Raw genomic sequence first — 19,488 nt, 5'->3', positions numbered from 1 at the left:
CGTGCCGCCTCCGACCACCGACCCCGAAAGAGGTGCATCATGACCGTGACCGCTGAGCGCGAGAAGGCGCTGCTGGAGTCCGTCCCCACCGGTCTGCTGATCGACGGCGAGTGGCGTGATGCCTCCTCCGGCAAAACCTTCGACGTGAAGGACCCGGCCACCGGCAAGGTCATCGCGAGCCTGCAGGACGCGAACTCCGATGACGCCATGGCCGCCTTCGACGCCGCCTGCGCCGCGCAGGCCGACTGGGCCCGCACCCCGGCCAAGGAGCGCGCCGACATCCTGCGCCGCGCCTACGACCTGATCAACGAGCGCGCCGAGGACTTCGCGCTGCTGATGACCCTCGAGATGGGCAAGCCGCTCGCCGAGGCCCGCGGCGAGGTCACGTACGGCAACGGCTTCCTGCGCTGGTTCTCCGAGGAGGCGGGCCGCCACTACGGCCGCACCCTGACCGTGCCCGAGGGCACCCTGCGCATGCAGGTGCACCATCGCCCGGTGGGCCCGTGCCTGCTGATCACCCCGTGGAACTTCCCGCTGGCCATGGCCACCCGCAAGGTGGGCCCCGCCGTCGCCGCCGGCTGCACCATGGTGATCAAGGCCGCCAAGCTGACCCCGCTGACCACCCAGCTGTTCGCGCAGGTCATGCAGGAGGCCGGCCTGCCCAAGGGCGTGCTCAACGTCGTCGCGGGCTCCTCGGCCTCGTCGATCTCCGGTCCGATCCTGCAGGACCGGCGGCTGCGCAAGGTGTCCTTCACCGGTTCCACGCCGGTCGGTGTGCGCCTCATGAAGGACGCGGCGGACAACGTGCTGCGCACCTCGATGGAGCTTGGCGGCAACGCCCCGCTCATCGTCTTCGAGGATGCGGACCTGGACGCCGCCGTCGAGGGCGCCTTCGCCGCGAAGATGCGCAACATGGGTGAGGCCTGCACCGCCGCCAACCGCTTCCTCGTGCACGAGGACGTGGCCGAGGAGTTCACGCAGAAGTTCGTGGCCAAGCTCGAGGCGCTCAAGCCCCTGCGCGGCACCGACCCGGAGTCCACCCTCGGTCCGATCGTGGACGAGGGCGCGCGCGACGACATCGACCAGCTCGTCCAGGACGCCGTGGCGGCCGGCGGCGAGGTGCTCACCGGCGGCCACAAGGTCGAGGGCGACGGTTACTTCTACGCGCCGACCGCGATCAAGGTGGAGAAGGGCAACCCGATCCTCCAGCAGGAGATCTTCGGCCCCGTGGCCCCGATCGTGACCTTCTCCTCCGAGGAGGAGGCCATCGAGATGGCCAACGACACCGAGTACGGCCTCGCCTCCTACGTGTTCACGAAGGATCAGGCCCGCATGTACCGCGTGGCAGAGAGCATCGAGTTCGGCCTCATGGGCTACAACGTGGGCGTCATCTCCAACCCGGCCGCGCCGTTCGGCGGCGTCAAGCAGTCGGGCCTGGGCCGCGAGGGCGGCGCCGAGGGCATCGAGGAGTACACCACGGTGCAGTACATCGGCATCGCCGACCCGTGGGCGGCCGTGAAGGCCTGACCGTCGCGCCGGGCCGTGCCCTCCGGGGGCGGTATCGGGCGGTATCCGACGTGGATACCGCCCGATACCGCCCCGAGGCGTATCAGCGGCCCGGGCTCGGCTCCCTAGAGTGGGGTGCATGGCCCACGCATCCGAGACCCCGCTCGCCTACCGCGCCCCCGCCCAGCAGCCGGACGACGACGGCGGCCCCCGCCGCGACGCGCGGGAGGAGAAGTCAGGGCGGAGGCGCCGCCTCGAGTTCCCCCCGGCTCCCGAGCCGCTGCCGGTCCCCGTGGTGGACAACCACACGCACCTGGACTTCCGCGACGGCCTCGTGCGCGTGGACGTGCACCAGGCCATGGACGCGGCCGAGGCGCTCGGCGTCGTGGGCGCCGTCCAGGTGGGCTGCGACGTCGACTCGGCCCGCTTCACGATCGAGGCGATCGAGGCCGAGCCGCGCCTGCTGGGCGCGGTGGCCCTGCACCCCAACGACGCCGCCCGCCTCGCCGAGCGGGGCGCGTTCGAGGAAGCGTTCGCCGTCATCGAGGAGCTGGCCGCCCACCCGCGCGTGCGCGCCGTGGGGGAGACCGGCCTCGACTACTACCGGACCCGCGAGGAGGCGGGGCACGCCGCCCAGCACGAGTCCTTCCGCCGCCACATCCGTCTCGCCCGCGAGCTCGGCAAGGCCCTCCAGATCCACGACCGCGACGCCCACGACGACGTGGTCCGCATCCTGCTCGAGGAGGAGGCCGCCGGCGGCCTGCCCCCGCACGTAGTGTTCCACTGCTTCTCCGGCGGCCCGGACCTGGCCCGCACCTGCACGGAGCACGGCTGGCTGATGTCCTTCGCCGGGCCGGTCACGTTCAAGGCCAACGACGAGCTGCGCGAGGCCCTGCGGATCGCCCCGGCCGAGCTGCTGCTCGTGGAGACGGACGCCCCGTTCCTCACCCCGCATCCGCACCGCGGGCGCCCCAACGCCCCGTACCTCATCCCGCTCACCCTGCGCGGCATGGCCGAGACCCGCGGGGTGGACGTGGCCGAGCTGGGCCGGGCCGTGGCGGAGAACACCGCCCGGGTGTACGGCTCGTTCTAAGCCGATCCAGACCAGGCCCCTAGGATGGGCGACGTGCTGACCCGACTCCTCAAAGCCCGGCTGCCCGAGGGAACGCAGTACCTGGTGGACCGCCCCATGCGGATCCGCCTCGTGTTCGTGGTCCTCGGGTCCGTCCTCGTGGCCGGCCTCGAGATGGTGGCGCTCGCCTCGATCCTCCCGCTGGTCAGCCTGCTGACCTCGGGGGAGCTGGGCTCGCCGGCGCTGGAAGGGCTGCTGGCCCGGTTCGGGGCCGTGACGGTGCCGGAGCAGACGGTGGCCTTCGCCGTCGTGATCGTGCTGGCCTTCCTGCTCAAGGCGATCCTGGTGCTCGCGTTCCGCTGGTGGACCATGGGCTTCACCAATCAGAACCTCATCCGCACGTCCGCCACGCTGCTGCGCTACTACCTGCGGGCCGACTACGGCCTGCACCTGACGCGCACGGTGGGCACGCTGGTGAACAACGTCACCGGCACCTCCAGCATGGCGTACACGGGCGTGGTGAACGCGTCCGTCACGTTCCTCACGGAGGCCGTGACGCTGGTCGCGGTGGCGGTCGTGGTGGGTGTCTCCATGCCGCTGACGGGGCTTGGGATGGCCCTGTACTTCCTCGCCGTCGCCTGGGTGATCAAGGCCGTCATCCGCCGCCCGGCCTCGCGTCTGGGCTGGACCCTGGTGACCACGGGGGAGCGGGCCAACACCGCGGCGCTGCAGGGCCTGGAGAACTACAAGGACGTGAAGATCCGCGGCAACGACTCGGCCTTCATGGAGGAGTACCGGGCCGCCCGCGCGGAGAGCGCCCAAGCCATGCGGCTCAAGATGATCCTCACGATGATGCCGCGCTACGTGCTCGAGGTCGCCTTCGTGGCCGCCATCGCGGCGCTCGTGGCCGTGGCCTTCATCCAGGGTCGCGGCGGGGAGGCGTTCGGCTCGCTCGCGCTGCTCGCGATGGCCGGCTTCCGCGTGCTTCCGTCCATGGCCGCGCTCATGGCCACCACCAACGAGATCCGCACCTCCTGGCCGGCTTTCGAGCGCACGACGGCGGAGCTCGCCGCCGCACAGCCGGTCCTGCAGGCCGCGGACCGGCCCTACGAGCGCCTCGCATTCAAGGAGTCCATCGAGGTCCGGGGCGCTTCCTACACCTACCCCGGATCCGACGAGCCGGTGCTGCGGGACATCGACCTGACGATCCCGTTCGGCACCTCCTACGCCTTCGTGGGTGGCAGCGGTGCCGGCAAGACCACGCTGGTGGACCTGCTCATCGGCTTCCACCACGCCCAGGACGGCGCCGTCCTCGTGGACGGGGTGGAGCTCGAGGCCAACCCGCGCGGCTGGTGGGACAACGTGGCGTTCGTGCCGCAGTCCGTCACGGTGGTGAACGGCTCGGTCCTGCACAACGTGGTGCTGGACCTGGAGGCGGCCGAGACCGCGGACCGTGCCGTCGTGGAGCAGGTGCTGCGGGACGCGCAGCTGGGCGAGTGGCTGGACGCCCTTCCCGAGGGGCTGGACACGGTGGTCGGCGAGGGCGCCGTGGGCGTCTCCGGCGGCCAGCGGCAGCGGCTCGGCATCGCCCGGGCCCTCTACCGGCGCCCGCGGCTGCTCGTGCTGGACGAGGCGACGTCGGCCCTGGACAACCTGACGGAGCGCCGCGTCACCGAGGTGATCGACTCCCTCAAGGGCCGCATCACGGTTCTCGTGGTGGCCCATCGTCTCTCCACCGTGAAGCACTGCGACCAGATCGTCCTGATGGACCAGGGTCGGATCATCGGCCAGGGCACCTTCCGCGGTCTGCAGGAGACCAGCCCGGAGTTCCAGGAGCTCGTGCGGCTCGGTGACCTCTCGGCCTGAGAGCCCACGCCCCGAGCACGGTGCGGGCCTGCCCGCCCTATCGCGTCCGCCGCCCCCGATAGACTCGCCCGCATGGTCCCCACCCCCGACGCCCCCGCCCCCGCCCCGCTCCTGAGCGCCGCGGACGTGCGGCGCATCGCGGCCGAGCTGGACCTGCGCCCCACCAAGCAGTGGGGCCAGAACTTCGTGATCGACCCCAACACCATCCGTCGGATCGTGCAGGCCGCCGGCGTCGGGCCAGACGAGCACGTCCTGGAGATCGGTCCCGGCCTCGGCTCCCTCACCCTCGGCCTGCTGGACGCGGCCGCCGCCGTCACGGCGGTGGAGATCGACCCCGTGACCGCCGAACGGCTGCCACAGACCGTCCAGGAGTTCCGCCCCGCGTCCGCGGACGCGCTGGCGGTGCTCCACGCGGACGCCCTGCGCATGACGGCCGCGGACCTGGACGCCGTCCGCCCCGCCGCCGCCCCGGGAGGGCCCACCGCCCTCGTGGCCAACCTGCCCTACAACGTGGCCGTGCCCGTGCTCCTGCACGCGCTCGCCGAGCTCCCCGGACTGCGGCACGGCCTGGTCATGGTGCAGGAGGAGGTGGCGGACCGCCTCGCCGCCGGCCCCGGCTCCCGCGTGTACGGCGTGCCCTCGGCCAAGGCGGCCTGGTACGCGCAGGTGGACAAGGCCGGCACCATCGGCACCCAGGTGTTCTGGCCCGCCCCGCGCATCCACTCCGGGCTCGTCGCCTTCACCCGCCGCGAGCCGCCCACCACCGCCGTGTCCCGCGCCGAGGCCTTCGCGGTGGTGGACGCCGCCTTCGCCCAGCGGCGCAAGACCCTGCGCGCCGCCCTCGCCGGCTGGGCCGGGTCCCCGCAGGCCGCGGAGGACGCCCTCGTGGCCGCCGGGGTGGATCCCCGCACCCGCGGCGAGGCCCTGGGCATCGAGGCCTTCGCCCGGATCGCCGAGCACGGCCCGCGCCGCGCGGCCGGGGAGGGCTCGGCATGAGCGAGGCCCGCGCCGGACTGTCCGGCACCGCCCGGCACGTCACCGTGAGCGCCCCCGGCAAGGTGAACCTCTCGCTGCGCGTGGGCCCGCCCGGCGCGGACGGCTACCACCCCGTGGCCACCGTCTACCTGGCCGTCAGCCTGCGGGAGACCGTCACCGCCATCGCGCGCACGGACGGCCGCGTGACCGTGGGCCCCTGCCCCCGGCAGGTCAGCCTCGTGGACGCCCACGACGTCCCGTGGGACGAGCGCAACCTCGCCCACCGGGCCGCCGTCCACCTGCGCACCGCGCTCGGCCTGGACGAGGCGACGCACGGCGTCCACCTGGACGTGGCCAAGCAGGTGCCCGTGGCCGGAGGCATGGGCGGCGGGTCGGCCGACGCCGCCGCCGCGCTGCTGGCCTGCAGCGTGCTCTGGGAGACCGGCCACACCCGCTCCGAGCTCGCGGAGCTCGCCGCCCCGCTCGGCGCGGACGTGCCCTTCGCCGTGCTCGGCGGGGCCGCCGTCGGGCTCGGCACCGGCGCCGAGCTGACCCCCGTGGCCGCGCGCACCCCCGTGCATCTCGTGCTCGTGCCGGCGGACGCCGGGCTGTCCACGCCGGTGGTGTTCGGCACCCTGGACGAGCTCCGCCGGGACGGCCACGTCCCCGAAGGCCCGGCCCACCCGGAGGTGAACCAGGAGGTGGTCCGCGCGCTCACCGCGGCCGACCCGCTCGCCCTGGCCACGGCCATGGACAACGACCTGCAGACCCCCGCCGTCGCGCTGTTCCCGGACCTCGGAGACGTCCTGGACCTCGGCCTGGACGAGGGCGCTCTGCGCGGCATGGTCTCCGGCTCCGGCCCCACCCTGCTCTTCGTGGTGCCGGACGAGCACTCCGCCCTCAGCCTGGCCACGGCAGTGGAGGAGCGCACGGGCGTGCGCGCCCTGCCCGTGCACGGCCCGGTGGCCGGCGCGCACGTCCTCTGAGGCCCGGCCGCCCCCGTCGGCGGCCCGCCCGCACCCCCTCTCCCCGCCACCCCGACCGTCAGCCCCCCGTCCGTCAGCCCCCGTCCCGGAAGGACACCCCGCCCCATGGCCCACCTGCTCGGCGCCGAGAACATCGGCATCGCCTTCGGCACCCGCACCGTCCTGGAGGGGCTGTCCCTCGGCGTGGACGAGGGGGACCGGATCGGCCTGGTCGGCCGCAACGGCGACGGCAAGTCCACCCTCATGCGGATCCTCGCCGGGCTCCAGGAGCCGGACACCGGGCGGGTCACCCGCCGCGGCGGCGTCCGCGTCGGCGTGCTCGACCAGCAGGACCGGCTCGACCCGACGCACACCGTGCGCCAGGCCGTGGTGGGGGACGTCGAGGACCACGTGTGGGCCTCCGACCCCAAGGTCCGGGACGTGCTCGGCGGCCTGCTGGACGGCCTGGACCTCGAGCAGACGGTGGAGGGGCTCTCCGGCGGCCAGCGGCGCCGCGTCGCCCTGGCCCGCCTGCTCGCCGGGGACGACGACGTCCTGTTCCTGGACGAGCCCACCAACCACCTGGACGTGGAGGGCGTCGCCTGGCTGGCCCGGCATCTGAAGGACCGCTGGCGGCCCACGGACGGCGGCCTCGTGGTGGTCACCCACGACCGCTGGTTCCTGGACGAGGTCTGCACCCGCACCTGGGAGGTCCACGACGCCACCGTGGACCCCTTCGACGGCGGCTACGCGGCCTGGATCCTCGCCCGCGCCGAGCGCGCCCGGCAGGCGGCCGTGGTGGAGCAGAAGCGCCAGCAGCTCATGAAGAAGGAGCTGGCGTGGCTGCGCCGCGGGGCCCCCGCGCGCACCTCGAAGCCGAAGTTCCGCATCGAGGCGGCCAACGCGATCATCGCGGACGTGCCCGAGCCCCGCGACTCCGTGTCCCTGGCCAAGACCGCCACCGCGCGCCTCGGCAAGGACGTGTTGGACCTCGAGCACGTCGGCCTGTCCCTGGGGGAGAAGCGGATCCTCGACGACGTCACCCTCCGCCTCGCCCCGGGCGAGCGCCTCGGCGTGGTGGGTGTCAACGGCGCCGGCAAGTCCACCCTGCTGCGCCTGCTCGACGGGCGCCTCGAGCCGGACTCCGGCCGCGTCAAGCGCGGCAAGACCGTGGTGACCGCGACCCTCACCCAGGACGTGAAGGAGCTGGACGAGGTGGCCCACCTGCGGGTCGCCGAGGTGATGGCCCGGGAGGGCTCCGCCTTCCAGGTGGGGGACAAGGAGATGTCCGCCGGCCAGCTGCTGGAGATGCTCGGCTTCGGCACGTCCCGGCAGTGGACTCAGGTCTCCGAGCTCTCGGGCGGCGAGCGCCGGCGCCTGCAGTTGCTGCGCCTGCTCGTGGGCGAGCCCAACGTCCTCATGCTCGACGAGCCGACCAACGACCTGGACACGGACACCCTGGCCGCCGTCGAGGACGTGCTGGACGGGTGGCCGGGGACCCTCGTGGTGGTCTCGCACGACCGCTACCTGCTCGAGCGCGTCACCGACCACCAGGTCGCCCTGCTCGGGGACGGCAAGGTCCGCGGCCTGCCCGGCGGGGTGGACCAGTACCTCGAGCTGCGGGCCGCCATGGACGCGGCGGGCGCCTCCGGCGGCCCGGCCCGGGGAGCCGGCGCGGCGCGAGGCCGCAACGACGTCGTCGGGACATGCGCGGGCATGGGCGGGCCGGAGGAGGACACCGGACCCACCGAGGCGGAGCGTCGGCTGGCCCGCAAGGAGATGGCCCGGCTCGAGAAGCAGATGACCCGGCTCCGGGACAGCAGGTCCGTCCTCGAGGCGCGGATGGCCGAGCTGGGGCAGGCGCAGGACTTCGACGCCCTCACCGCGGCCTCCGCCGACCTGAAGGACCTCGACGCGCAGCTGGACGTCCTGGAGGAGGAGTGGCTGCAGGCCGCTGAACTCACCGAAGGGGACTGACCGGCGGGCTCGCACAGGAGGGTGCGGCGGCCTTCACAGCCATTCACAATTTCCCTCCTATAATTGGGGGCTGGGGCACAGCAACATGCTCGACCCCACATGACGTGGACCATCCCCCCGCGTCAGGACGGAGGAACAGAGCGTGTTCTCGAGCCCCGGTGACGAGTCGCCCGCGCTCCGCACGGGCTCGACTGCCCGCGGCCGCCTCCTGGGCCGGCCTTGGGAGCGGGGCCTTCCGCTGCTCGTCTTCATCGTGGACGTCGTCGCAGTCCTGCTCGCCACCTTCGTCTCGGCCCAGCTCCGCTTCGGCGGACCGCGGCGCATCACCCTCCCCGGCACCGAAGTCATCGACTACAGCGTCATCAGCCTCGCGCTGAGCGCGGCGTGGGTGCTCGCGCTGAGCATCCAGGGCTCGCGGGACATCCGGATCCTGGGAGTGGGCAGCGAGGAGTACAAGCGGGTCCTGCAGGGCACCCTGTACCTCTTCGGCACCGTCGCGATCCTCGCCTATGCGGCAGGCCTAGAAGTGGCGCGCGGCTACGTGGGCCTGGCTCTGCCGCTGGGCGTGCTCCTGCTCCTGCTGGGCCGGTTCCTCGTGCGCGGGTGGGTGGCGCGGCAGCGCCACCTCGGCAGGTTCCGGCGGCGGCTCCTGCTCGTCGGCGGCCCGAAGGCGGTCCGGCACATCTTCCAGGCGCTCGACTCCGAGGCCGGCGCCGGCTACGCCCCCGTCGCGGCCGCGCTGCCCGGGTACCGGGCGCGCGAGGAGGACTTCCTGCCGATCCCCGTCACCACGGACGTGGCCACCGTGGAGGAGCTCGTGGCCCACGTGGAGCACCGGGACATCGAGGCCGTCGTCATCACCTCCGGCCACACCCTCGTCCCCGCAGACGTCCGCCGGCTCGGCTGGGAGCTGCAGGAGCGCGAAATCTCCCTCATCATGGCGCCGGCCCTCGTGGACGTGGCCGGGCCCCGCCTGCACACGCAGCCGCTGGCCGGCCTGCCGCTCATCCACCTCTCCACCCCCCGTCTCTCCGAGGGCAAGGCGTTCGCCAAGCGGGCGTTCGACGTCATCGCGTCGGGTCTGGGTCTGATCGCCATCTCGCCGCTGTTGATCGCCGTCGCGATCGCGGTCAAGGCCACAGACCACGGCCCGGTGCTGTTCCGGCAGGAGCGCATCGGCCTCGGTGGCAAGCCCTTCACCATGCTGAAGTTCCGCTCCATGGTGGTGAACGCGGAGGAGATCAAGCAGCGGCTGGTCTCGGACGGCGGGGACGCGGACGTGCTGTTCAAGATGAAGGACGACCCGCGCATCACGAAGGTCGGCAAATTCATCCGCCGCACCAGCATCGACGAGCTGCCCCAGCTCGTGAACGTGCTGCGGGGGGACATGTCCCTCGTGGGCCCGCGTCCGCACCTGCCGCACGAGGTCGAGGCCTACGAGCAGCACGTGCACCGCCGCTTCCTCGTCCAGCCGGGCATCACCGGGCTGTGGCAGGTCTCCGGCCGCTCGGACCTCTCCTGGGAGGAGGCCGTCCGCCTGGACCTCTACTACGTGGAGAACTGGTCCATCCTCGGCGACCTCGTGATCCTCGGCCGCACCGTCAAGGCCGTGACGGCCGCCGACGGCGCCTACTGACCCCGGGCCCGCCGCGGGCCGTGTGGAAGAATGGGCCGTCGTCGCCGCCCCCTTCGGGCCCGGCGCTCCGCCCTGGTGTAATGGCAGCACGCCGGCCTTTGGAGCCGTGCAGTCTAGGTTCGAATCCTAGGGGCGGAACCACGCCCCGTCCCCACCCCTCGAACCCCGTCCCCCAGGTGCAGGAGTCCCCGCCATGCCGCAGTCGTCCGTCCGTCCCTCCGCCGTGATCGTGCTGGCCGCGGGCCAGGGCACGCGCATGAAGTCGACGACGCCGAAGATCATGCACCCCATCGGCGGGCGCTCCCTCGTGGGCCACGCCCTCGCGGCCGCCCACTCGCTGGCGCCGGAGCACCTGGTGGCCGTGGTCCGCCACGAGCGGGACCGCGTGGCGGAGCACATCGAGTCCGTGGCCGAGGGCCTGGGCATCGCCTCCCTGGCGATCGCGGACCAGGACGAGGTGCCCGGCACCGGCCGCGCGGTGGAGCTGGGCCTGGCCGCCCTGCCCGAGGACCTCGAGGGCACCGTGGTGGTCACCTACGGCGACGTCCCGCTGCTCACCCCCGAGACCCTCGAGCGCCTGGTGGCCGCCCACGAGGCGGACGGCAACGCCGTCACCGTCCTCACCGCCGCCCTCGAGGACGCCACCGGCTACGGCCGCATCGTCCGCGACGGCGAGGGCCTCGTGGAGCGCATCATGGAGCACAAGGACGCCCTGGCCCACGCCGAGTCCACCGGGGACTCCTCCTTCGTGGAGATCCGCGAGGTCAACTCCGGCATCTACGCCTTCGACGCCGCCCTGCTGCGCCGCACCCTGCCGGCGATCTCCACGGACAACGTGCAGGGCGAGAAGTACCTCACGGACGTGCTGGGCATGGCCCGCGCCGAGGGCGGCCGCGTGGCCTCCGTGGGCACGGACGACGTGTGGGAGGTGGAGGGCGCCAACGACCGCCGCCAGCTCTCCGACCTCGGCCGCCGCCTCAACGACCGCGTCCTGCGCCACTGGATGAAGGAGGGCGTGACGGTCGTCGACCCCGCCTCCACCTGGGTGGACGTCACCGTCACCCTGGCCTCGGACGTCACCCTCAAGCCCGGCACCCAGCTGCACGGCGCCACGCAGGTGGCCACCGGCGCCGTCGTCGGCCCGGACACCACGCTCACGGACACCCGCGTCGGCGAGCGCGCCGTGGTGAAGCGCACGGACGCCACCGAGGCCGTGATCGGCGCGGACGCCGTCGTGGGCCCCTTCACCTACCTGCGCCCGGGCACCGTGCTCGGCGAGGAGGGCAAGATCGGGGCGTTCTACGAGACCAAGAAGGTCACCATCGGCCGCGGCGCCAAGCTCTCCCACCTCGGCTACGCCGGGGACGCGGAGATCGGCGAGTACACCAACATCGGCTGCGGCAACATCACCGCCAACTACGACGGCGAGAAGAAGCACCGCACGGTGATCGGGGCACACGTGCGCACCGGCTCCAACACGGTGTTCACCGCCCCGGTGACCGTGGGCGACGGCGCCTACACCGGCGCCGGCGCCGTGGTCCGCGAGGACGTCCCCGCCGGTGCCCTGGCGCTGAACGCCGTGAGCCAGCGCACCATCGAGGGCTGGGTGCCGGCCAAGCGGCCCGGCACCTCGTCGGCGCAGGCGGCCCAGGCCGCCGACGCCCAGGTAGACGCCCCGCAGGGCTGACCCCGCGCGCCCTAGGATGGGTGTGAAGACCGGGCTCCGCGAGGCGGCCCGCCGGAGGCCGGCCGCCAGCCGGAGCCGGGCACGGACCGTGAGACCACCGAGGATGAAGAGGACGTCATGACGGAGCTGAGCCGCAGCGAGGACAAGCGACTGGTGCTGGCCACGGGCCGGGCCCACCCGGAGCTCGCGCAGGAGATCGCCGAGGAGCTGGGCACGGAGCTGCTGCCCATGAGCGCGTACGACTTCGCCAACGGCGAGATCTACGTGCGCTCGGGCGAGTCGGTGCGCGGCAAGGACGTCTTCATCATCCAGTCCCACCCGGCGCCGCTGAACAACCACCTCATGGAGCAGTTGATCATGGTGGACTCCATGAAGCGCGCCTCCGCCCGCCGCATCACCGTGGTCTCCCCGTTCTACCCGTACGCCCGCCAGGACAAGAAGGGCCGCGGCCGCGAGCCGATCTCGGCCCGCCTGGTGGCGGACCTCTACAAGACCGCCGGCGCCTCCCGTGTGATGAGCGTGGACCTGCACACCGCGCAGATCCAGGGCTTCTTCGACGGCCCGGTGGACCACCTGTTCGCCATCCCGCTGCTCGCGGACTACATCCGCACCCGGGTGGAGGGCGAGGAGGTCACCGTGGTGTCCCCGGACACCGGCCGCGTGCGCGTGGCGGAGCAGTGGGCGGACCGCCTCGGCGGCGTGCCGCTGGGCTTCGTGCACAAGAGCCGGGACCTCACCGTCCCGAACAAGGCCGAGTCCAAGACCGTGGTCGGGGACGTCGAGGGCCGCGTCTGCGTGCTGATCGACGACATGATCGACACGGGCGGCACGATCGCCGGCGCCGTGAGCATCCTCAAGGAGGCCGGCGCGAAGGACGTCATCATCGCCGCCACGCACGCGGTGTTCTCGGAGCCGGCCGCCCAGCGTCTCGGCGAGTGCGGTGCCCGTGAGGTCGTGGTGACCAACACCCTGCCCATCCTGGAGGAGAAGCGCTTCGAGACCCTCACGGTGCTCTCGATCGCCCCTCTGATCGCCCGCGCGATCCGCGAGGTCTTCGAGGATGGCTCGGTCACCAGCCTGTTCGACGGCGACGCCTGAGCATGGCCGAGCGCGTCGAGCCCGTTCGCGGGGAGGACGGCGACGGCGGGTCCGTCGCCGCCCCGGAGCGTCGGCGGGCCCGCCTGCCGGGCTGGGCCTCCGTGCTGCTGAACGTGGTGGTGGCGATCGCCGTCGTCGCCGTGGTGCAGGCCCTGTGGGTGAAGGTCTACTCGGTCCCCTCCGGCTCCATGGAGCAGACCCTCGAGGTGGGGGACCGGATGCTCGTCAACCGGACCGCGTACCCCGACGGCATGGCCGAGGACCAGGACGTCGTGGTGTTCAACGCGAACGAGGACTGGGCGCAGCCTCTGCCGCCGGAGGGCCCCGTGGAGAACGCGGTCCGCACCTTCGGCGACATCACCGGCATCGGTCGCTCGCACGACCAGGCACTGGTCAAGCGCGTCCTCGGCACCGAGGGCCAGACCGTGGAGTGCTGCACCTCCGAGGGCCGCGTGACGGTGGACGGGGAGCCTCTGGAGGAGCCCTACCTCCACAACGACCTGCCGTTCGCCCCGGGCCGGCTGGACTGCGAGTCGGACGTCATGTCCGCGCGCTGCTTCGGCCCGGTGACCGTGCCGGAGGACTCGATGCTCGTGCTGGGCGACCACCGCTCCAACTCCGCCGACTCCGTGATCGGATGCCGCGGCCTCCCCGCGGAGCAGGCGGAGGGCTGCGCCCGCTTCGTCGCCCGGGAGGACGTGGTGGGCGAGGTGTTCGTGACCATCTGGCCCCCGAGCAACTGGGGCGGCCAATGACGCCCGCAGGGGGCGAAATCCAGCGAAAGGGCGCCGATATAGTGGGTCTTCATCGGTTGAGGGGCATGACGAAACCGCGCCAGAGGTTGGCGAGGCTCGTCGATGACGCCCATGTGGCGGCTGAAGCCGTACGGTTAAGGGGGCACGGACAGTGGTTGGAAACCTCTTGGTTTGACCTCCACCCGAACTTCGGAGATCGCCTGACTCAATGGATTCTTCCGGCCTACGGGATTCTTCCCCGTCGTCCCGGCAGGAAACCCGTTCGAGCCGTCGGCGTTGGGTCAGTTCTTGGCTGGCAGGATTCGAGCTTCAACGGGTATGTGCTCGGCTCAGGCTCGTTGGAGACATTGGAGAGGCCTCTCCGCGACGCGCGTTTCACTGCCGTGCGGGGGGAGCTGACGCGTGTCGGTGCGGGGGCCCCACCCGACACTCCTCTGGGTGACCTGGGTCTGCTTGCTCCACGGGTGTTCGGCAGATCAGCCCGCGTCCCGCACATCGGTTTGATTCCGCACCTATCCCATCGGGGCAGCGAGTGGGTCGAGTGCTTGCGCGCCGACAACCGGATCGAGGTCATCGACGTTCGCCGTTCGCCCCACACAGTGTGCCGCCAAATCGGTGCCTGCACGGCGATCATCACGTCGTCCCTGCACGGCCTGATCGTTGCGGACGCCTACGGTGTCCCAGCAGTATGGGGGCTCCCCACGCCGATTCTCCTGGGATCCGATCACAAGTTCCGCGACCATCACACCGCCATTGGTCTGGATCCTGGCGACCGGTTCGTGGACCTGGAAACCGCCACCGTAGACGACGCCCTCGAGCGTGCTTTGACGCCAGACGACTCGAAGATCGTCGCGGTCCAGGACCTCCTTGAAGATGGGCTGCGTGGACTTCATCGAGAGTTGTCCACGGAGCGGAGAGGGTAAGACGGGTTGCCCGGGGATCTGTACACGCCCTTATCCAGCGACATCCCGCGGAACGCGTAGTACGGGAGCGTCGTCGGAGCGGCTGTGGGGAGGCCCGGGTCAGAGCATGACGTCGACGAGCCCGTGCTCGGCCAGTGCGGCCAGGGCGGCGGCCACCCGGGCCTCGGCGTCCTCGGGCACGGCTCCTTCGGCGCGGAGATGGGCCACCACGTCGGCGGCCGTCCGGGGCTCGTCCAGCAGGAGCCAGACGGCCGGGCCCAGACCCTCGAGCATGACCAGGCGGTCCGCGGCGAGCAGGACCAGGTGGCCTTGGTCGGTCAGGATGCCGTCGTCGACGGCGCAGCGGGCCCCCGCGCCCGGGCCGGCTGCACCGGCGGAGGCCCGCAGCTCCTCGTCGGTGAGCGCCTCCCAGGCGGGGGTGACGGGCGTGGGCGGGGCCGCCAGCAGGTCCGCGACGACGTCCCGCAGGTCCTCCGCCTCGGCGTAGACGAGGCGTTGAGCGCCGCCGGCCGCGTCGAGGACGCGGCAGAGCGTCACGAGGCCTCGGGGGAGTCGGGAGAGGGAGGATGTTTGGGGGACGAGCTCCTTGAGCGCGGCCACGAGTTCCATGGCCTCCGCCCGCGGCAGCACCGGGCCTGCCGGATCGCGCACACGGTCCAGCACGGCGATCCGGGCCAGCCGGGCGGCGGGGAGGGTCGGGCCGAGGCCCAGGTCGTCCGGGCCCCGTTGGGTCTTGGGCCGCACCCCCCGGGCCTCCAGCACGGACAGCGGCTTGGGGTAGGGCGTGACGGCCAGGCTGTCCGGGTCGATGATCGCCGTCTCGTCGGTGAGATAGGCAAAGTGGGGGCCGAGCCGGCGGGTGGCCGTCGTCTTGCCCGTGCCGGACGCGGCCACCAGGACGATCGCCGCGCCGGTGTCCGGTGCGGCGAGGCAGGCGGCATGGAACAGCAGGTGGGTGCCGCGGGCGGACTCGATCGTCCGTGAGGTCGCCAGGAACACCAGGTCCTCGTGCCACTGGAGCCACGGACGCGCGGTGTCGGCGTCGCGGTGCGCATCCGCGTCGGTGGGCGGCTCCACGGCCTCCACGCCACACCGGGCCCAGGACTCGATGACCTCCGCGCGCTCGTCTCCTGTGAGGCCGCTGACCGTCACGGCATCGAGACCGGTGCCGATGCGCAACGCGGTGGTCTCGCTCATGGCTTCGTCCTCCCCCTGGGCGCCGGGCATGGACCACCCTTTCCTTCCCGTGGCTGTCCGGTCAGTGTACTGAGAGCCGCGCGGGCGGCCACGGGGCCGCCCCACCGCTCGGCACGGGTCATCGCCAGTCCGTCCCTATACTCGACACAGGTTCTCGGGCGCTGAGTGCGCCCTCCATCCGAGCCGAGGGAGCAACCCGCATGGCAGCCCAGTCGCCCACGACGGCCGTGACCGTGGTGATCCCGCACTACGGCGATCCGGCCCCCACTCTCACCCTCGTCGACCGCCTGCTGGCCGACCCCGGGGACGCGCTGGCCGCCGTCGTGGTCTCGGACGACGCCTCGCCCACCCCGTACCCCGAGGCGCACGATCCGCGTCTGACCGTGGTGCGCCGTGAGCGCAACGGCGGGTTCGGGGCGAACGTGAACACCGGCCTGGCCGCGGTCACGACCGAGCTGGCCCTGGTCCTCAACTCGGACGCGGAGATCACGGGGGCGCAGATCGACGCGCTGGTGGCCGCGGCCGCTCCGTACCAGCCGGCCGTGGTCAGCCCGCAGGTCGTCAACGAGGACGGCACGCCGCAGTGGTCCGGCCGGCACTTCCCCACGGTCCTGCACCAGACCGTCGAGTGGCTGACCCCGCTGGCCCGGTTCCGTCACCTGGACGTGCTCCACGAGGCCGTGGGGCACGACGTCGCGGCGGCCCGGTCTGCCTCGCCCGTGCCGGTCGACTGGGTGATGGGCGCCGTGCTGCTCCTGCCGATGACACAGGTCCGCGCCGTCGGCGGGTTCGATGAGGGGTACTTCATGAATTCCGAGGAGGTCGATCTGCAGCGTCGCCTGCGCGAGCGCGGTGTGCCGTCGATCGTGGTGCCGGTCGTCCGTGTGCCGCACGCCTCCGGCGGATCCTCCGATCCGCTGCGCCGGCGCGGCTGGCTGGTGGACTCCCGGTACCGCTACGCCCGGAAGTTCGGCCACCCGGGAGTACTCAAGGCAGCTTTGACAGCTGCCACGGGCGTGAACTTCCTCGTCAACGCGGTCCGGCAGGTCCGGGGTGTGGACGTGGACGCCCGCGCCGTGCTCCGGGACGAACACGCTCTGGTCTGGAAGGGGAGCCACCGATGACATTCGCCTCTCGCCTCGTGGAGTTGCCACCTCGGCTCGCATGGAAACGCGGACAGGTGCTGTCTGCGACGCTGTACCGCCGAGCCTTCCGCGACTGGGGCCAGGGCAGCGTGATGGTTGGCCCATTGAAAGTCCAGGGTGCTGAGCGCATCTCAGTGGGAGCACATTGCGCTTTCCACCCCGGAGTCTGGCTTGCGGCGGAGCAACGCGGGGATCTACGCATCGGGGATCGCGTCTATTTGGGCCACAGGGTGCATCTCCACGCAGTCGGCTCAGTGGTACTTGGGCGAGGCGTGATGGTGACAGACGACGTTCACATTGGGAACGGAGGACACGACCCGTCGGCAGGGATGGCGATCACGCCTGGCGCACCGATCGTGATCGGTGATGACGTCTTCGTCGGCCAGGGCGCCACGATTCTTGGGGGAGTCACAGTGGGAGCAGGCGCTGTGGTCGGAGCGAGGTCCGTCGTCACGAAGGATGTCCCTGCCGGAGCGGTCGTCGCGGGTGTCCCTGCGAGGATTCTCAAGAACGGTGTCGACCACACCCCAGCGAACAGAGAAGAGCAGCAGTCATGACGAAGTACCTCATCACCGGTGGGGCGGGTTTCATCGGTCAGTACGTGGCTCGGGCGCTGACGCGACGCGGCGACGAGGTGGTCGCGCTTGACACACTCGAACAGCAGGTGCACGCCGATCCTCAAGGGGCGGCCGCGCGGTTCCCCGGGGACGTCCTGCGCCGCGACGTGAGCGATCCGGCGTCCTGGGCAGATCTGCCGGAGGTCAGAGGTGTCATCCACCTGGCGGCGGAGACAGGGACGGCTCAGTCGATGTACGAGCAGGACCGCTACCGACGGGTCAATGTGGAGGGGACGCGGCTCGCAGCCGAGTTCGCCGCTTCGCGAGGAGTTCCTCTCGTGTTCTTGAGCTCTCGCGCCGTGTACGGCGAGGGCCTCGTGGCCACGTCGCCGATGGCGTCCTCGGACGGCAGGGATTACGGCCCGGACGGGCTGTTCGTGCCCTCGGGCGAAGACCAGCCGCACGCGCCCCTCTCCGTGTACGGGGAAACCAAGTCCGAGGCCGAGGAGATTGCCCGCACCGCCCTCGCGGACGGCCGCCTCACCATTCTGCGCCCGCAGAACGTCGTCGGTTTGGGGCAGGCGCTCCACAACCCCTACACGGGTGTGCTGGCGGCGTTCCTAGCCCGCCTCAAGGCGGGGCTGCCGCTCACCGTCTACGGGGACGGCACGGCGACGCGGGACTTCGTGCATGTGTCGGACGTCGCCGCGGCCATCGTCTGGGCGCTAGAAGCCCCCCGCCGCGGAGAGCCCGTGATCGCCAACGTCGGCACAGGGGCCCGTATGGATCTGGACGAGCTGGCCGAGACCGCGCGAGCTGCGGGCCGCGGTGCAGCGGTCGAGATCACTCATGTGGAGGTCCACCGGGCAGGTGACATCGACCATGCATGCGCGGACATGACGCACGCGTGGAGCCTGGGCATGCCGCGCCCACGCCTGACCTCCCAGGAGGCTGTCGCGGACTTCATCTCCCATTCATGGGACTTGGAGGCCGCTGATCCGCGGCTGTGGGACCGTGCACTGGAAGAGCTGACCGAGCGCGGGCTCACGGAGAGTTGAGCATGCGCGTCCTCATCGTCGGGCCTCGATTCCACGGCTATCTGGCCGCCATGGGTGCCGCCCTGGAACACCTGGGCCATGGCGTCTCCGTGCACGCGTACGACGCGGCAGACACTCTGGCTGAGCGCGTCCGCAACAAGGCTCTGCACGACCTGCCGGGGAGGTGGACCGCACGCTGGGCGGGCTGGGAGGGCCGGCGTGCGGCGGCGGTTCTGAATCGTGAACGCCCGGACGCCCTCCTGGTGGTGAAGGGCGATCGTCTGGGGGACGATTGGTGGGCTGCCGTTGACCGGTGGAACGGGCCTCGGGTGACTTGGCTCTACGACGAGATCGACCGCATGGCCTATACCCGCGAACAGCTCGCCGCGATGCCCGTCGTCGCCACCTACAGTGCGGCCGACGCGGCGTCGCTGGCGGGAACGGCGGATACGGTGCGTCACCTGCCGCTGGGCCACGACTCACTGCTGGCGTTCCACCGGCGCCCGACCGGTGCTGTGACATTCATCGGGGCCCGTTACCCGCAACGCAAAGCCCTGCTGGCCGGTCTCGTCGCCGCCGGCATCCCTGTGCGCGCCTATGGGCGGGATTGGTCCAGGCATCCCGCGGATGTGCTCGCGTCGCGTCACTGGCGACCTCCGGGTGTTCCTGCGGGACGCACCTTGGCGCGTGACGAGGCATACGGGGTGATGGCCGGCAGCGAGGCCACTGTCAATATTCACGGTCACCAGGACGGCTTCACAATGCGCACCTTCGAAGCGTGTGGAGTGGGCGCCCTCCAGTTGGTGGACCGCGCGGACGTCGACGTGCACTTCGAGCCGGGCAGAGAAGTCCTGGTGTTCGCCGATGGCGACGAATTGGCCGAGCACGCGGAGCGGGCGATCCGCGAACCGAAGTGGGCCCGCGGCATCGCCGAAGCAGGGCGACGCCGGGCCCTGGCCGAACACACCCTCGTGCACCGGATGCGAGAGGTGGAAGCGCTGTGGGCCTGAACCATCCCGATTCCCTCGCGGACTGGCGTCGGTGGGCACGGCCCTCCACGCTCCGGCGCGCCGTCGCTGCAGTGCGCGGTCG

The 19,488-nt window shown here is 71.8% G+C and carries 16 protein-coding genes and 1 tRNA gene; 16 read left to right on the top strand and 1 reads right to left on the bottom strand.

All coding sequences use genetic code 11. The features are described from left to right. Positions 1 to 39 precede the first annotated feature (39 nt). The 12 genes from HDA33_RS06975 to HDA33_RS13090 all read left to right on the top strand — a co-directional run bounded on the left by HDA33_RS06975 (position 40) and on the right by HDA33_RS13090 (position 14,460). Complete coding sequence (locus tag HDA33_RS06975; RefSeq protein WP_017488809.1) at positions 40 to 1,527, top strand: NAD-dependent succinate-semialdehyde dehydrogenase; 1,488 nt, start codon at positions 40 to 42, stop codon at positions 1,525 to 1,527. A gap of 118 nt (positions 1,528 to 1,645) precedes the next feature. Further along, a complete protein-coding gene (locus tag HDA33_RS06970) occupies positions 1,646 to 2,599 on the top strand; it encodes a TatD family hydrolase (protein WP_184172097.1) in 954 nt (317 codons plus the stop codon). A gap of 33 nt (positions 2,600 to 2,632) precedes the next feature. Continuing rightward, on the top strand, positions 2,633 to 4,444 hold the full coding sequence (locus HDA33_RS06965) for an ATP-binding cassette domain-containing protein (RefSeq protein WP_184172095.1): 1,812 nt from the start codon (positions 2,633 to 2,635) through the stop codon (positions 4,442 to 4,444). Positions 4,445 to 4,516: 72 nt separating this feature from the next. Beyond that, a complete protein-coding gene (gene rsmA / locus HDA33_RS06960) occupies positions 4,517 to 5,440 on the top strand; it encodes a 16S rRNA (adenine(1518)-N(6)/adenine(1519)-N(6))-dimethyltransferase RsmA (RefSeq protein ID WP_184172093.1) in 924 nt (307 codons plus the stop codon). Further along, positions 5,437 to 6,405 (top strand): 4-(cytidine 5'-diphospho)-2-C-methyl-D-erythritol kinase, encoded by a 969-nt coding sequence (locus tag HDA33_RS06955; RefSeq protein WP_184172091.1) that lies wholly within the window; start codon positions 5,437 to 5,439, stop codon positions 6,403 to 6,405. Before rsmA ends, HDA33_RS06955 begins: the two co-directional genes overlap by 4 nt. Before the next feature lie 105 nt (positions 6,406 to 6,510). After that, positions 6,511 to 8,361 carry an ABC-F family ATP-binding cassette domain-containing protein gene (locus tag HDA33_RS06950; RefSeq protein ID WP_158495074.1) on the top strand — a complete coding sequence of 617 codons (1,851 nt, stop codon included), beginning with the start codon at positions 6,511 to 6,513 and terminating at the stop codon, positions 8,359 to 8,361. 142 nt (positions 8,362 to 8,503) lie between these two features. Then, positions 8,504 to 9,997: a sugar transferase gene (locus HDA33_RS06945; RefSeq protein WP_338104280.1), complete on the top strand. Its 1,494-nt coding sequence runs from the start codon at positions 8,504 to 8,506 to the stop codon at positions 9,995 to 9,997. Between the two features lie 66 nt (positions 9,998 to 10,063). After that, positions 10,064 to 10,138: transfer RNA gene (locus HDA33_RS06940), tRNA-Gln, on the top strand. 52 nt (positions 10,139 to 10,190) lie between these two features. Then, positions 10,191 to 11,684 (top strand): bifunctional UDP-N-acetylglucosamine diphosphorylase/glucosamine-1-phosphate N-acetyltransferase GlmU, encoded by a 1,494-nt coding sequence (glmU, locus tag HDA33_RS06935; RefSeq protein WP_184172089.1) that lies wholly within the window; start codon positions 10,191 to 10,193, stop codon positions 11,682 to 11,684. 117 nt (positions 11,685 to 11,801) lie between these two features. Next, positions 11,802 to 12,782 carry a ribose-phosphate diphosphokinase gene (locus tag HDA33_RS06930; protein WP_184172087.1) on the top strand — a complete coding sequence of 327 codons (981 nt, stop codon included), beginning with the start codon at positions 11,802 to 11,804 and terminating at the stop codon, positions 12,780 to 12,782. A 2-nt stretch (positions 12,783 to 12,784) separates the two neighbouring features. Further along, positions 12,785 to 13,537 carry a signal peptidase I gene (gene lepB / locus HDA33_RS06925; RefSeq protein WP_184172085.1) on the top strand — a complete coding sequence of 251 codons (753 nt, stop codon included), beginning with the start codon at positions 12,785 to 12,787 and terminating at the stop codon, positions 13,535 to 13,537. Then, positions 13,420 to 14,460, top strand: coding sequence for a polysaccharide pyruvyl transferase family protein (locus HDA33_RS13090; protein WP_420826913.1), 1,041 nt, complete (start codon positions 13,420 to 13,422; stop codon positions 14,458 to 14,460). The genes lepB and HDA33_RS13090 overlap by 118 nt, the downstream gene beginning before the upstream one ends. A 99-nt stretch (positions 14,461 to 14,559) precedes the next feature. On the opposite strand, the gene HDA33_RS06915 is transcribed toward HDA33_RS13090, so the two are convergent. Then, positions 14,560 to 15,657 carry a PqqD family peptide modification chaperone gene (locus tag HDA33_RS06915; RefSeq protein ID WP_184172081.1) on the bottom strand — a complete coding sequence of 366 codons (1,098 nt, stop codon included), beginning with the start codon at positions 15,655 to 15,657 and terminating at the stop codon, positions 14,560 to 14,562. A 200-nt stretch (positions 15,658 to 15,857) separates the two neighbouring features. Between HDA33_RS06915 and HDA33_RS06910 the strand changes: the two genes are divergently transcribed. From HDA33_RS06910 to HDA33_RS06895, 4 genes are all read left to right on the top strand, one after another. Next, a complete protein-coding gene (locus tag HDA33_RS06910) occupies positions 15,858 to 16,781 on the top strand; it encodes a glycosyltransferase family 2 protein (RefSeq protein ID WP_184172079.1) in 924 nt (307 codons plus the stop codon). Between the two features lie 296 nt (positions 16,782 to 17,077). After that, a complete protein-coding gene (locus tag HDA33_RS12880) occupies positions 17,078 to 17,359 on the top strand; it encodes an acyltransferase (RefSeq protein ID WP_276510928.1) in 282 nt (93 codons plus the stop codon). Continuing rightward, positions 17,356 to 18,417 carry an NAD-dependent epimerase/dehydratase family protein gene (locus HDA33_RS06900; RefSeq protein ID WP_184172077.1) on the top strand — a complete coding sequence of 354 codons (1,062 nt, stop codon included), beginning with the start codon at positions 17,356 to 17,358 and terminating at the stop codon, positions 18,415 to 18,417. The genes HDA33_RS12880 and HDA33_RS06900 overlap by 4 nt, the downstream gene beginning before the upstream one ends. 2 nt (positions 18,418 to 18,419) lie before the next feature. Next, the gene (locus HDA33_RS06895) at positions 18,420 to 19,406 is read left to right on the top strand and encodes a CgeB family protein (protein ID WP_184172075.1); all 987 of its coding nucleotides are present in this window, start codon (positions 18,420 to 18,422) and stop codon (positions 19,404 to 19,406) included. Positions 19,407 to 19,488 lie beyond the last annotated feature (82 nt).

This window comes from Micrococcus endophyticus (assembly GCF_014205115.1).
In the GTDB taxonomy this organism is placed as follows: Bacteria; Actinomycetota; Actinomycetes; order Actinomycetales; family Micrococcaceae; genus Micrococcus; species Micrococcus endophyticus.
The sequence above is the reverse complement of the archived record's forward strand: the minus strand, read 5'-3'. Positions and strand labels throughout refer to the sequence as shown.

Excerpts from the sequence above, each read along its gene's own strand:
- HDA33_RS06975 (WP_017488809.1), top strand. The coding sequence starts at position 40 with ATGACCGTGACCGCTGAGCGCGAGAAGGCGCTGCTGGAGTCCGTCCCC.
- HDA33_RS06970 (WP_184172097.1), top strand. The coding sequence starts at position 1,646 with ATGGCCCACGCATCCGAGACCCCGCTCGCCTACCGCGCCCCCGCCCAG.
- rsmA (WP_184172093.1), top strand. The coding sequence starts at position 4,517 with ATGGTCCCCACCCCCGACGCCCCCGCCCCCGCCCCGCTCCTGAGCGCC.
- HDA33_RS06955 (WP_184172091.1), top strand. The coding sequence starts at position 5,437 with ATGAGCGAGGCCCGCGCCGGACTGTCCGGCACCGCCCGGCACGTCACC.
- HDA33_RS06950 (WP_158495074.1), top strand. The coding sequence starts at position 6,511 with ATGGCCCACCTGCTCGGCGCCGAGAACATCGGCATCGCCTTCGGCACC.
- glmU (WP_184172089.1), top strand. The coding sequence starts at position 10,191 with ATGCCGCAGTCGTCCGTCCGTCCCTCCGCCGTGATCGTGCTGGCCGCG.
- HDA33_RS06930 (WP_184172087.1), top strand. The coding sequence starts at position 11,802 with ATGACGGAGCTGAGCCGCAGCGAGGACAAGCGACTGGTGCTGGCCACG.
- lepB (WP_184172085.1), top strand. The coding sequence starts at position 12,785 with ATGGCCGAGCGCGTCGAGCCCGTTCGCGGGGAGGACGGCGACGGCGGG.
- HDA33_RS13090 (WP_420826913.1), top strand. The coding sequence starts at position 13,420 with ATGCCGCGGCCTCCCCGCGGAGCAGGCGGAGGGCTGCGCCCGCTTCGT.
- HDA33_RS06915 (WP_184172081.1), bottom strand. The coding sequence starts at position 15,657 with ATGAGCGAGACCACCGCGTTGCGCATCGGCACCGGTCTCGATGCCGTG.
- HDA33_RS06910 (WP_184172079.1), top strand. The coding sequence starts at position 15,858 with ATGGCAGCCCAGTCGCCCACGACGGCCGTGACCGTGGTGATCCCGCAC.
- HDA33_RS12880 (WP_276510928.1), top strand. The coding sequence starts at position 17,078 with ATGGTGACAGACGACGTTCACATTGGGAACGGAGGACACGACCCGTCG.
- HDA33_RS06900 (WP_184172077.1), top strand. The coding sequence starts at position 17,356 with ATGACGAAGTACCTCATCACCGGTGGGGCGGGTTTCATCGGTCAGTAC.
- HDA33_RS06895 (WP_184172075.1), top strand. The coding sequence starts at position 18,420 with ATGCGCGTCCTCATCGTCGGGCCTCGATTCCACGGCTATCTGGCCGCC.